Source organism: Roseburia sp. 1XD42-34 (genome assembly GCF_009917385.1).
Taxonomy (GTDB): domain Bacteria; phylum Bacillota; class Bacilli; order Bacillales; family Amphibacillaceae; genus Virgibacillus.
Genome location: NZ_QWLJ01000012.1, coordinates 13959 through 27098, shown reverse-complemented (window position 1 = coordinate 27098; position 13140 = coordinate 13959). Strand labels below are relative to the sequence as shown.

Below are 13140 nucleotides of genomic sequence, written 5' to 3'. Positions count from 1 at the left end.
ACAAACAAGCCGAACAATTATAAATAATTAATTGTTCGGCTTTTGCTATATACTAGTTGCTTATGTTCCTGCCTTTTCCATATAACCTAATTTCACTTAAAGTAACTTACATGCCGCTTCATCCGCTACGATGATTACATGAGGATGATTTTGTAAAATGGATGCAGGAAATTCCTCACTTACTTCGCCGTTGATAACACGGTGCAGCGCCTCCGCTTTTCCTTCCCCTGACACAAGCAATACCATTTGTTTGCTTTCCATAATTGTTTCAATGCCCATGGTAATGGCTTGAGAAGGAACCTCGTCTATGGATATGAAAAAACGTGCATTAGCTTGACGCGTAGATTCATCCAATTGAACAATATGTGTCCTGCTTGTAAAAGGTGTTCCTGGTTCATTAAAACCAATATGACCGTTTAGACCTAGGCCGAGTATTTGTAAATCAATATTTCCTGCCTGTTTGATACGATTTTCATAATTTGTAGCTTCTTCGTTTAAATCAAGTGCGTTTCCATCTGGTAAGTGTGTTTGATTACGTGGAATGCCAATATGTTTAAACAGCTTTTCATTCATATAGTAATGATAGCTATTAATATCATCTTTTTCTAAGCCTACATATTCATCAAGATTAAATGTAATCACATGCTCAAAAGACACCTTACCGTCTTTATACTGGTTTATTAAATACTGATAAAGTCCTTCTGGAGTAGAACCTGTTGCCAAGCCAAGTACCGGATTTTCAAGTGTATTTACTTTTTCAAGAACCAATTTCCCAGCATACTCACTTAATTCCTCATAATTACGAACCTTAATCAATTCCATTTTACTTATCTCCTTTAAAAGCTATCATTCCACGACAGAATGTATATTTAATTTCGAGATGCTCATCTACTAAAAGAACATCTGCGTCTTTACCTGGGGTGATGCTGCCTTTTCGATCATATATGCTGATTTGTTTAGCAGGATTAACAGCTGTCATTTCCACTATATTTTTCATTGTCGCATCTGTTAAACGCAACATATTTTGCGCGCCTTCCTGCATTTTCAAAATACTTCCTGCTAACGTACCATTATCCAATAATGCTCTATCCGACGATACGTGCACCGGTTGACCACCTAATTCATATTCGCCAGCAGGTAAACATTTCGCTCGCATTGCATCGGTAATTAGTAATAGTCGTTCACTGCCGATGTTGCGATATATCAGCTGTAGCATTTCCGGAACAACATGAATGCCATCTGCAATGAGTTCTGCACGTAATTCCTTTAACTCCATGGCCGCACCAACTGCACCAATATCACGATGATGGATGCCGTTCATGGCATTGCATAAATGAGTAACTTGTCTAACTCCATGCTTGATAGCTTGTTGCATTAAAGAATAATTAGCATCTGTGTGACCAGCAGAGACATTTATTCCCTCTGCCGCTAGTTTTTTAATAAACGCTCCATCTGGATCAAGCTCAGGTGCCATTGTAATCGTTTTTATTTTCTTCCCGGATAACTCCTGCCAACGATCAAATAAAGCTTCATCGGGGTCTTTAATATGTTGTAAAGGTTGGGCACCAGCCTTCGTTTTTTCAATGAATGGGCCTTCTAAATGAACGCCAATTACCTCTGCTTGCCCTCCCTTATTCCTATAGTCCCGTACATTGATTAAAGCAGCCTCAATCTGCTCTGGAGCCTGTGTAATTGTCGTTGCTAAAAAGCTAGTTGTACCTTCTTTAGGCAATACAGAAGCCATCGTATCTAGAGCAGCTTCAGTAGCATCCATCACATCTGCGCCATTCGCCCCATGAATATGACCATCAATGAACCCAGGGATAGCGGCTAAACCTTTCGCATCAATAATTTGTATTCGTTCAGGTAAATTGGAAGGCAATTCCTCAGAGCTATGGACGGAAACAATTTTTCCTGCCTCCATAAATACATTACCAGATTCTATAACCGTTGTTTCTGTGTACACTTTTGCATTTTTAATTAACACTGGAGAAGTTTCTTTCACCTTACGTCGCTTCCTTCCTGATGAATCATGTAATATGTTCCTTTTTTCCTTACGAAGTTTCTTAAAATAACTCTCTAGGACGATGGTAACATAACTTGTGTTTTTTTTCACATTGCTTCTAGTTGGCAGTCTAGCCTTGTTACATCGCAGATCGATAAAAAATCCGAGAACCGCGATTTGCATTTCAGTTAAGTGAGTACATTATTAAATACAGCACCTACAATTAGCTGAGCAACCTATTACTATACCACGTCACTTCTCCCGAACTCCATTTCTTTATTTGCATTCATGAACAAAGGCGCAGAGCGCCCGTTTAGCAACGTAGCGAATGGAACGAATCAACTAAAGTTTTAGGAATGACGCCACAAAAATTGGACTATGCCGACATCTGGGCGGCAAGCCCGTATTTAGTCGGCCTTCCTCTTAGCGACGAACCAATGAGGCCTTATTTTAGGGCGATGGAGCCGAAAGCAGCTTTTCGATTATTTCGTTCTTACCAAGCGCCTCACTTTATACTTTCTTATCTCATAAAAAACAACCATTGTTTAAAATAAGTCACATTCGTCAGTAGGCCTATGGTTATAGCCTCGTACTTGAACTGCTCGTTTGATACAGGTGACAACATATCAAGAAGCAGCATCTCTAGAAAAAATACTACTTCTTGATCTTAGGATTTATGCGCTACTGAACTTGTTATTGTGCTACTTCGTAATTCTTTAATAAGCATATTCACCATTTCTTGAGAAGATTTTATATTTTGATTTTCTGTTTCTCGGATAACTTTTTTTAATAATTTTTTATACCTCTCTTGTTCACCCATCATATTCCCACCTTTACACCTTCATTTTGTGCACATAAATGATTGACTGCTCAACTTCATTAATTCGATAATCTTTTTCTAAATTACTATAAATTCTACTAAAAGTTACAGCGTTATACAATCATTTCGACTATTTTTTCATAAATAAGAATAGATGCAATTGTAGAAAGGATTCAAATTAAATTGGTTCACTGTATCATATGCTATTATTATCAAATTGGTAAGCTAGTAATTATTATTTAAAGCATATGTCATGATTAACCGTGGTGGGCAGTTAAGCTTCTTTAAAAAACAAAATGACCCGTTTAGATGTTGAACACCTTCGTACAATCATAAAAAATAGAAATACAAATTACAGCTAAAACAATTAAACTTGCTTACAAAGTAAAATAACCGCAAGCACCCTATCGCTCCACGGTTATTCTTTATTAATTCGCCATTTATTAAATTCTAAGAATTCTTTAAACTGTTCTTTAGTCACTCCAGACTCCATGGCCTCTTTAACAATGTCCAGCCATTCCTCATCTAACTGTTCTGCAGACATACTTCGGTCTTCCCTTAGCAATTCGTTAATGGAGGTCCCAAGCACATAACTAATTTTTTCCATAAATTGAATAGAAGGATTCTTTTGAATTCCACGTTCAATAGAACTCAAATATGATTTCGCTACACCAGCCTTTTCAGCTAGTTCTGAAATTGACATATTTTTATCTTTTCGTAATTTTTTTATTCTATCTCCGATCACTTCCTCACCTTCTTTCAAATGGCATTATACCATAACATAGGTGAGTTGTACTATTTCTAAATTAATTATGATAATACATTATTTCCTTCCCGTACAGCACGTATAAATAAACGGATATCTTCGATTGGAATACCTAATGTTTTAGCTTGTTTTATCAACTCAATCCATTCGCTATCCAGTGATAACTGCTTCACCTTCATTAAGATCATCATCCCCCATTTTATCATATGCAGCTGCAGCGCTTGCTTTTTTTGCCATATCCCCCACAACTATTATACTATACTCTTCCCAAAGGTTCTCTAGCTTGTTTTGTCGTATAGTAACTAGTTTTGTATTGTTTTTTGAAAAAAATGTCTGATACCCTTAAAAGTAAGTTGCTTTAAACGATTGATTTTTTATGAAAAGTTGGTTCTCTACAGATAGTGAAAATTTCAATTAGCAGGAGTTCCTTTCATCCTCCGATGATGGCGAAGTAGATCAAAAGCTAAACCTAAAGCTCCTTGAACAAAGGCGCAGAGCGCCCGGTTAGCAACGTAGCAACTGGAACGAAGCAACGAAAGTTTTAGGAAACATGCTCCTGCAACAGAAGTATGCCGAGGCCTGAGCGGCAAGCCCGTTTTTAGTCGACCTTCCTCTTAGCGATGAACCGATGAGGCCTTATCGTAGGGTGACTTCTGAAGTCGCATCGTTGCTGGGCACATGCGCCAGGCGTGGCTATTCAGTTATTTCGTTATCCCCAAGCACCTTATGAAAAATTAAAAACGCTTTTTCCTGATGTCACCCCTTGCGCGCGACACCTTACAGGCTCAACGAATGGGAATTTAAGCGCCCCCCTATTTAGTTTGTGTTATATTTACGCAGACCTCCGTAGCAGGGGGCTAGCGGCCCATTGCGTTTGGGATAAGATAAAGCTTGATTCAGATTGGGTAAAGGTGAATCTTATAATTTAAAAGTCGCACAACCATTAGCTATGAAACTATAATTTGTACAGTCATTGGTCTTTCCAACTTAAATCTCGACGTTTTGTGTTTTTCACTTTATAAGAAATAAGAATAAAAAAGCCACCTATTCCAACTAATATGAAACCAAGTAATATATATAAAAACATATCTGTTGCTGTATTAGGAAGCTTTGGGCCAACATCATTTAAATCCGTGCCCACTTTTCCGATTATAGATTGCTCCTCATTCGTGTTTCCATCCCCTTCGACAGTAAAAATGATGGAGAAATTCGTTTCCCTTCCTTGATACTCGTTTCCTAGTTCCTTTGGAAAACGCACTGTCATTGTAATCTCATCTTTACTATTCGGGGCTAACGTTCTTGGTTCCATACTAATAAAGTCTTTCAGCCTTCCGTTATATAATGCACGATCTTCTTCCGTTACCTCTAGATATAGTTCATTATAAAGATTTATCCCCCCTTGACTTTCTACCTTCATGTTATATTGCAAAGTATCGTTACCTTGATTTTTTATAGTTACGGTTCGTGGAGCCCAATCTCCAGGTTTCATATTATAAACGTCAAACAAGACATCATCCGGAACCACATCAAAAGCTATTTCCTCTTCTGCATAAATCTTTGTAATAAGTCCACTTAGGGACAGAAATAATGCAACGAGTAAACTAACAGCGATATAAAAACTTCTCCTCATTATCCATCAACTTCCCCACCTCAAAGCCTAATGTCCACTAACATTGGCTTGATTCGTTTTTTTAGCATCTTCTAATTGCGCTAATGTTCGCCAAATTGAAATTCCTGCAAATCCTAACAAGAGCACCCCTGGTAGGATTAATAAGAAAATACTTCCATTAGGTGATTGAGCAAAATGTATAAAGTATCCGAGGAAAGGGATGGTGAATCCTTTATATTCACCAACTACATTTTCAGCAAGGACAGGGCTAGAGTCCGCTGCATTATTATTGTCACCCTTTGTTGTGTATACAACCCCATTTTTGGTACTCGTCGTATCTACAATTCGATGGGTTACAAGCTTATTTTCATCTGCTTTAAATGTAATGACATCTCCTTTTTTGAACTCATTTGTCTCTGAAATCATCTTTATCGCTATGATTGAACCAGTCTGGATTTCAGGTTCCATGGATCCGGATAGGACAGTTTTAAGCTGATAGCCAAATAATTCCGGTTCTCCACCAGAAACCTTGGTCATTAAAACAATACTAGCCACAACAAGTAACGTTATAAATAACACATAAGATACAATACGATTTGCCCACTTAAATATTTTTCTTTCATTATTCATTTCTTTCCCCATCCTTTTGGTTATTTGAATCAGGTTTTCCCTTTAAAGTAGACTGCTTTCTCTCTTCAGCTATTACTTCTTGCTTCTCATTTGCCTTCGTTTGTTGCGTTTGTGTTTCGCTTGTTTCATCCATTTGCTGCTTCGTTTCCAGGTCCTTTGCTTGATTAGCGTCTTTTGCTTCCTCACGCTTTTCATTTTCTGTTTTTGGGTTAGGCTGTACTTGACTTGGTGCTTGGCTTTCTGAAGGCTCACCTACATCTTTAGATTTTTGCTTCTCTTTGCATTGCACGTTTATTTCCTTGCTCCATAGCAAATCGTCATCAGCTTGCTTCACAAGAAACACGTAAACTCCTGGTTGTTCTACTGTAGCTGTTAATGTGGCTGTCTCTTTATTTGCTAACGGATGAATCTCTCCTTCCCCTTTTTTAAGATCCAATGATTTGCCATATTTCCTTGGATTTCCCTTTTCAGCATAAAATACGTCATACGTAATCGACTTGGTCATATCCACAGAACCGACATTTTTGATTTTAGCTTTTAAAGTTACTCCTTCACATGTAGTTATCTGTTGTCCTTGCCTACGGATAAATTCCAGCTCGTAAGTTTCTTCTATAACAGGCAGTTGTTCCTGCCACTCACCAATAGTAACTTCTCCATTTAATGGAACGTTTTCATGAAAATAAGCTGTGGTTGAAGATGTCATGTAACCTAGCAAATAAACTGCCGCATAACCAATTACAAACACCTTTAAGCCAAAATACCAATAACGATATTTATTTTGATGGCGACGGATACGGCTTCTTTTCACTTCTATCCCCCCTTATTCTATATAGATTTTATTGCTACTTTCACATATCCGTAAAAGGAATTCATTTCACTGCTAAAGTAAATCTTCAATCAGTAGGTTTTTTCATTCATTCCCTAATGTTGGTTAGACGAACGAATCACACATTTAGATGCTGTTATCTCCCACGTAGACTTGTTACAGTACAGATGATCCAACTCCTGAAGGGGTGACTTACAGCACCTTATATGCGGGATAAACTCGTAGTTGATTTCTACCTCTATGGACACTATCTGTTTTATACAGTTTTTAGCGAATATATATGTAAAAACGTAAAACAATCGTTTTATGTTTTTACATATATATGATACTTGGGAAAGAACTCCTCTCCCCTTCCCAAAGTATCACCATGATTATTGAAAGTTCGGTTTCCCATCTCGCTGCATAGCCTCAAACCTCCATTGCAAACGAATGTAATCACCTTGGAAATGGTTTTGACTCTTTTTATTATCCATAAACGAAAATCTCACCGAAAAGTTTTCTGCATCACTATTGACAGGGAATTGTTCCAAAACTGGGATAGATTTATTTTTCATTTCGGACAATTTCTTTTTAAATATCACGTTTTTGTTTCCGTTTACATGATGTAAATACTCAACAGTAATATAATCAGCGAGATCTTCTCCTTTATTGTTTTCGCCTTTATCGACTACTTCATAATCTGAATGAAGTACAACTTCCTTCATATCAACCGTTCCATCGTTTGTTAATTTGAAATGACCATTAACCCTGTCGCCTGGTACTAGATTTTCGATATCTATAATGGAGGTTTTATTAATTCCTAAATTTAATAAACCTGTTGCAAACGTATTTGTCGTTTCTTCGTTATCATTAAAATAAGAATAGGTACCACCACTAATTAAAATTACTCCTAACATAGCCGTAATGATACTTATTCCTAGCTTTTTTTTTATATCCACACTACTGCCCACCTTTATTAAAATTATCTAACAGATAATATGAACCGTCATACTGTGAAGGTTGAGCTATTATTTATCATATTCTTTCTTCTTTTTCATATATCTAGTAGTGAAGGAAGCATGGTGACAACCAAAGTAGAGGGATAAACATACACCTCTACTTTGGCTTGCAGTTCCCTGGTTACTTCTCTTCTCCTTCTGTTTGATGTGCTTCTAAAGCAAAGTCCACATCTAAATTAGCTCCTTGAAGGAAGTTTTGATCTTCACCGTTATCTACAAATGTGATTTTAATTTGAATTGTGTCTTCTGTTCCAATCGGGATCCCTTTCCCTTCTTGAACGAAAGGCCACCACGCCCAAAATCCAGGTGTAATATCTTGATTTTTTATTTGGCTCAATTCACTAATCGTCTTTCCACTTAAACTTTCAATGACTTTTCCATCACTCGTTAAGAAATCCACTCGTAAATGATCTTCAAACCCTTCTGTTCCAGAAAAAGTTGTATTCATTAGAACTTTGCTTATATCTAATGTTCCTTCGTTCGTCATCTTAAATGAACGTGTCATGTAATCTCCGGGTTTTAAATTATCTATATCAAAGGCGATATTGGGATCCACCCCTAAATCCAACGTTCCAGCAGCAAATGAATTCGCTACGACCTCTTGATCACTAAAATATGCAAAAGTTCCTCCACCTATTAATCCAACTCCTAAAACCGCTGTTGCAATACCCATTCCTAATTTTTTCTTAAAACTCATGTTTTTTCCTCCCTCTACTTTTAATAAAACGGTTTTCCCAAAAACTGGTCTATCCCCCTTTCCCATATGTATAACCCCATCCGTTCTTTCTAAAGATTGTTTAGTTCTTTATAAAGAACATTACGTAAAGTATAATCTATGCTCTCATAAATTTAAAACTCCGAAATAAGCCTTTTATTCGTTATAAAGAACGAATATCTTAAATTAACTCAATTTTTCTCCCAAATACTTAAATTTACTTATTTTTTCCATTAAAAAGAACAACCTGAATACACAATTATATTTTATGAGCAAACATCGAATAATTTGAACTTGATTCCTCATATTACTTTCAAACAACTAAAATATAATTCTATTTGCTGTGTGAGAAAAAATAGTGAATCATTGGTAGGTATTTATCCGTATGTACAGGTAAATATTGCTCCTTATAAAGTGAATTTTGTATCAGTAAGGTTTTCATTCATCCACCACTGATTGTTAGAAGGACGAATCGGGCATTTAGGTGTCGTTATCTCCCCCACTTAGACTTGTTAGTGTACTCGTAGGAGTCTTACACCATCTTATATGTGACAAAATTGAAAGGATAGGAAAAATAGACGAAAACGACTAATTTCGATATAATCAAACCGTAATTGTTTTTATTTTACAACCTATCAGATAATGAATGCAGACAATTTTAACTTATTGAGCAGTTGTGGTCATGAAGAATAAAATACATTTATTCTTTCAGGTTCTTGTAATATACAAAAATAAAAGCATTTCTCGTTAATACGTATTTAGAATGGGATAAAAGCTCTAGATGGGTAGCATAGTGATTAGTAGCAAAATGTACGAAATCGAACGCCGCTATGAGCTTCCGTTTACAGTTCTTCTGAGTTACTATTCATTCATGGAAAGAATACGTTTACAAAACGCTTCATTATTTGCTTGAAAGTATAGTGACAGATGAACGAGGAGCTTTATTACACCAACCTAAATGTTTTATTTCTGGCCACAATGAATCTAGCTTCACTAGACTGAATAAAGATGGTATATAGGAGTGAATGAATTGAATACCCGTATGAAAAAAAATAAAAAAAAGCGTAAATGGCCGTTGTGGCTAGGGGGAATTTTTTTAGCTATTCTACTCATTGTTGGTGGAGCTATAATTTACGTCTGGAATCAAATCGATAATACGATCGAAACAATGCACAACCCGCTATCTCGTGATAATGATCCAGAAAGGCAAAAAGAGCTAGAAGCTATTTTCAAAGACACAAAGGCTGTCAATCTACTATTACTTGGTGTCGATGAACGGAGTGGCGACAAAGGCAGATCGGATACAATGATCGTTTTGTCACTTAACCCCAAAACCAATGCAATGAAAATGGTTAGTATCCCAAGAGATACTTATGTTAACATCCCAGGAAAAGGTCAAGATAAAATTAACCATGCTTATGCTTTTGGAGATGTAGAACTTTCCCTTCAAACAGTGGAAGAGAACTTTCATATTCCGATCCATTATTACGCTAGCGTAAATATGGAGGGATTCAAACAAGGAATTGACGCATTAGGTGGGGTGACTGTTTCTAACGATACAGCTTTTTCACAAGGAGGTTCTGAATTCCCTAAAGGAGAAGTTCAGTTAAATGGCGAACAAGCATTAGACTACATCCGTATGCGGAAAAACGATCCTAGAGGAGACTTAGGGCGTAATGAACGCCAACGTGAAGTAATTATGGCCGCTATGAATAAAGGAGCTAGTTTTTCCAGTATTACTAAGTTTGGTAATATCCTTTCCATCCTTGGAGATAATGTAAAAACAAATCTTGACAAGGATGATATGCAAACGTTATTTAGTAATTATCGAAGCACCAGAAACAACGTATCAACCATAGAAATTAACGGAAACGGTCAAAAGATTGGCGGAATTTGGTATTATGTTTTACCAGATTCAGAATTCAGCCGAGTACAGTTAGAAATCGACGCACATATGAATGCGAAATAACTAAAAGGAGTCAAGTAACATGGATCCAAACCGTCTTTCCATGTTACTTGACGTATACTATTTTGGGGTGTGATTATGAAAAAACGAATTTTAATAGCAATTATTATGCTAATTGCATTCGTAACTGCTTGTTCTGATAACAACGCTACACCAAATGATCGATTCTCAAACTATATCAAGCATTGGAATAAGCAGGAATTTGGCAAAATGTACAAAATGGTAAGTAAATCAACTGCGGAAAGTTATCCCACAGAACAGTTTGTTGATCGCTATAAAAAGATTTATCAAGATTTACATGTTTCTGATTTAAAAATTGAAGCTAAAAAAATAAGCAAAGAGGAATCCGATAAAGCCGTGGATTCTGGTAAAGCAACTATCCCTTTCACCGTTAGCATGAAAACGATGGCTGGTCCTATCTCTTTTGACTATGAAGCTAATTTAATCAAGCAAGGAGAAGAGGATGAAGAGAACTGGTATATCGAATGGGATCCAGGTTTTATTTTTCCAGAAATGAAAGATGGGGGGGAGCTGCGTATCGAATCTACCCCTCCTGTTCGTGGAGAAATTCGTGACCGTAATGAGATGCCTCTAGCCATGAACGATATCATTTACGAAGTTGGGATTGTTCCTGAAAAACTTGGCTCAAGCCCTGATCAAAATAAAGAGAAAATTGCCCAACTGCTTGGGTTATCTGTTGAGGCAATTGATGAAAAACTAAATGCAGATTGGGTTCAACCTAATTTATTTGTACCTATAGCAAAAATTACGAAAGAAGAGGAAGCGCTTTGGAAACAACTCGTCACAATTGATGGTATTACAAGACAGGAAACAACAGGGCGCATTTATCCAGGAGGAGCAGCGACTGGAGCTTTAGTTGGTTATATCGGATCCGTGACGGCAGAGGATTTAAAAGAACAAAAAGAAGGTAATTACACTGACCAAGATGTCATCGGGAAAAGAGGACTTGAAAAACTATACGAAAAACAGCTACGAGGAAAAAAAGGCAGCCGAGTTAAAATCGTGAAAGGCGGAGCAGAGACCGTCCTCGCTGAAAAAGAAGCAAAAGATGGAGAAAATATAAAACTGACTATTGATATTAATGTACAGGAAAAGATTTATCAAACTTTAGATGGTAATATGGCTAATGTATCAGCAATAAATGCTAAAACAGGAGAAACATTAGGCTTAGTATCTAGTCCTTCTTTTAATCCGAATAAGATTTTATATGGAACCACACCAAATCTTTGGAAACAATTAGAAGAAGACAGCAAAAATCCACTATTAAATCGTTTTTCATCCACATATGCTCCTGGTTCAGTTATGAAGCCGATTACTGCTGCAATTGGATTGAGTAATGGCAAGATTGATCCAAAAGAAGGATTAGAAATAAATGGACTTACTTGGAGCAACGGAGAAGGCTGGGGAGATTATGAAGTAACACGTGTATCCGAATCCAACGGTCCGGTAGATTTACATGACGCACTTGTTCGTTCAGATAACATCTATTTTGCTATGCAAGCTGTAAACATGGGGGAGAAAGCTTATGTTGAAGGGCTGAAAGCATTCGGCTTAGGAACAGACTTCCCATTTGAGTATCCGATAACAGCATCTTCTATTTCCACTTCAGGAAAGTTAGATGATGAAGTTCTACTTGCAAACACGAGCTACGGTCAAGGAGAATTAGAAATGAGTTCCATTCACCTAGCTACCGCCTATACAGCATTTTTAAATAACGGAAATATGTTGAAACCAACTTTGCTTGCAAACGAAGATAAAAAACAAATATGGAAAGATAAATTAATTACACCAGAGCAAGCGGACATTATAAAGGAAGCCTTACGCGATGTAGTGGTAAGCGGAACAGCTAAGCAGTCTGCCAAAAATGCTGATTTCCCTGTCTCAGGTAAAACGGGAACAGCTGAGTTAAAATTAACGAGTGATGATTCAGGTCAAGAAAACGGTTGGTTCGTTGGTTATCCTACAGACGATGAGGATATTATTGTTTCTGTTATGATTGAAGAAATCAAAGGAAAAGGTGGCTATCCTACTGAAAAGGCAGTAGAAATTCTCAATCAAATGAAGGAATAACCCTTCACGTGCACGCACTTTCACCAAGAACAAAGGCGTAAAGCGCCCGGTTAGCAACGTAGCGGCTGGAGCGAATCAACTAAAGTTTTAGGAATCATGCTACTAAAACCAGGGGTATGCCGACGTCGGGCGGAAAGCCCGTATTTAGTCGGCCTTCCTCTTAGCTACAACCGATGATGACTTATCGTAGGGCGATTTGTGAAGTCGCCTAGTTGCTGGGCGCTTAAGCCGGGCGTAGCTATTCGGTTATTCCATTATCCATAAGCACCTCATTTTACAGTTTCCTATACCGTAATAAAAGGGTTACCCATAAGATATGGCTAACCCTTTTATATTACTATTGCTGCTTTAATGACAATTGTTCGTTTTCTGTAAATACCCTGGACCTGGTTAAAAATCGTTTCCCTTCAGGTCCTTCTAAAGAAAACATACCACCTCTCCCGTCCACTACGTCAATAATGAGTTGTGTATGCTTCCAATAATCGTATTGACCCTTCGACATGTAAAATGGTGCTCCACCAATACTGCCCAATAAAACATCTGCCTCACCTACACGGAATTCATGTAGAGGATAGCACATTGGGGAACTTCCATCACAGCAACCTCCAGACTGATGAAACATTAAGTCGCCGTGTTCCATCTTTAGTTTTTCTATCAGCCGAAGTGCTTCCTCTGTTGCAGTTACCCGTTCAACCATATGATCCCCCTTTTAAT

At 37.4% G+C, this 13140-nt stretch carries 13 protein-coding genes; 2 read left to right on the top strand and 11 right to left on the bottom strand.

Annotation, left to right across the window (positions count from 1 at the left end):
- Positions 1-96: 96 nt before the first annotated feature.
- The 10 genes from nagB to D1839_RS08810 form a co-directional block, all read right to left on the bottom strand.
- Positions 97-822: a glucosamine-6-phosphate deaminase gene (gene nagB, locus D1839_RS08855; protein WP_120379544.1), complete on the bottom strand. Its 726-nt coding sequence runs from the start codon at positions 820-822 to the stop codon at positions 97-99.
- A gap of 1 nt (position 823) precedes the next feature.
- Positions 824-2005, bottom strand: coding sequence for an N-acetylglucosamine-6-phosphate deacetylase (nagA, locus tag D1839_RS08850; protein WP_199690042.1), 1182 nt, complete (start codon positions 2003-2005; stop codon positions 824-826).
- 667 nt (positions 2006-2672) lie between these two features.
- Complete coding sequence (locus D1839_RS08845; protein WP_166554445.1) at positions 2673-2825, bottom strand: hypothetical protein; 153 nt, start codon at positions 2823-2825, stop codon at positions 2673-2675.
- 418 nt (positions 2826-3243) lie between these two features.
- Positions 3244-3570 (bottom strand): helix-turn-helix domain-containing protein, encoded by a 327-nt coding sequence (locus D1839_RS08840; RefSeq protein WP_120379542.1) that lies wholly within the window; start codon positions 3568-3570, stop codon positions 3244-3246.
- A gap of 65 nt (positions 3571-3635) precedes the next feature.
- Positions 3636-3770: an anti-repressor SinI family protein gene (locus D1839_RS08835; protein ID WP_120379625.1), complete on the bottom strand. Its 135-nt coding sequence runs from the start codon at positions 3768-3770 to the stop codon at positions 3636-3638.
- 791 nt (positions 3771-4561) lie between these two features.
- Complete coding sequence (locus D1839_RS08830; RefSeq protein WP_120379541.1) at positions 4562-5221, bottom strand: LPXTG cell wall anchor domain-containing protein; 660 nt, start codon at positions 5219-5221, stop codon at positions 4562-4564.
- Between the two features lie 27 nt (positions 5222-5248).
- Positions 5249-5830, bottom strand: coding sequence for a signal peptidase I SipW (gene sipW, locus D1839_RS08825; RefSeq protein ID WP_120379540.1), 582 nt, complete (start codon positions 5828-5830; stop codon positions 5249-5251).
- Entirely contained in the window at positions 5823-6638 is an 816-nt protein-coding gene (gene tapA, locus D1839_RS08820) for an amyloid fiber anchoring/assembly protein TapA (RefSeq protein WP_158589628.1), read from the bottom strand. Before tapA ends, sipW begins: the two co-directional genes overlap by 8 nt.
- A 389-nt stretch (positions 6639-7027) precedes the next feature.
- The gene (locus D1839_RS08815) at positions 7028-7594 is read right to left on the bottom strand and encodes a TasA family protein (protein WP_120379538.1); all 567 of its coding nucleotides are present in this window, start codon (positions 7592-7594) and stop codon (positions 7028-7030) included.
- A gap of 181 nt (positions 7595-7775) precedes the next feature.
- Positions 7776-8351, bottom strand: a complete 576-nt coding sequence (locus D1839_RS08810) for a TasA family protein (protein WP_120379624.1) — start codon at positions 8349-8351, stop codon at positions 7776-7778.
- A 1048-nt stretch (positions 8352-9399) separates the two neighbouring features.
- Here D1839_RS08810 and D1839_RS08805 point away from each other — a divergent pair.
- Complete coding sequence (locus D1839_RS08805; RefSeq protein WP_286168703.1) at positions 9400-10338, top strand: LCP family glycopolymer transferase; 939 nt, start codon at positions 9400-9402, stop codon at positions 10336-10338.
- A 75-nt stretch (positions 10339-10413) separates the two neighbouring features.
- Positions 10414-12426, top strand: a complete 2013-nt coding sequence (locus D1839_RS08800; protein WP_120379537.1) for a penicillin-binding transpeptidase domain-containing protein — start codon at positions 10414-10416, stop codon at positions 12424-12426.
- 337 nt (positions 12427-12763) lie between these two features.
- Here the strand turns inward: D1839_RS08800 and D1839_RS08795 are convergent, their stop codons facing one another.
- On the bottom strand, positions 12764-13123 hold the full coding sequence (locus D1839_RS08795; RefSeq protein ID WP_120379536.1) for a DUF779 domain-containing protein: 360 nt from the start codon (positions 13121-13123) through the stop codon (positions 12764-12766).
- Positions 13124-13140 lie beyond the last annotated feature (17 nt).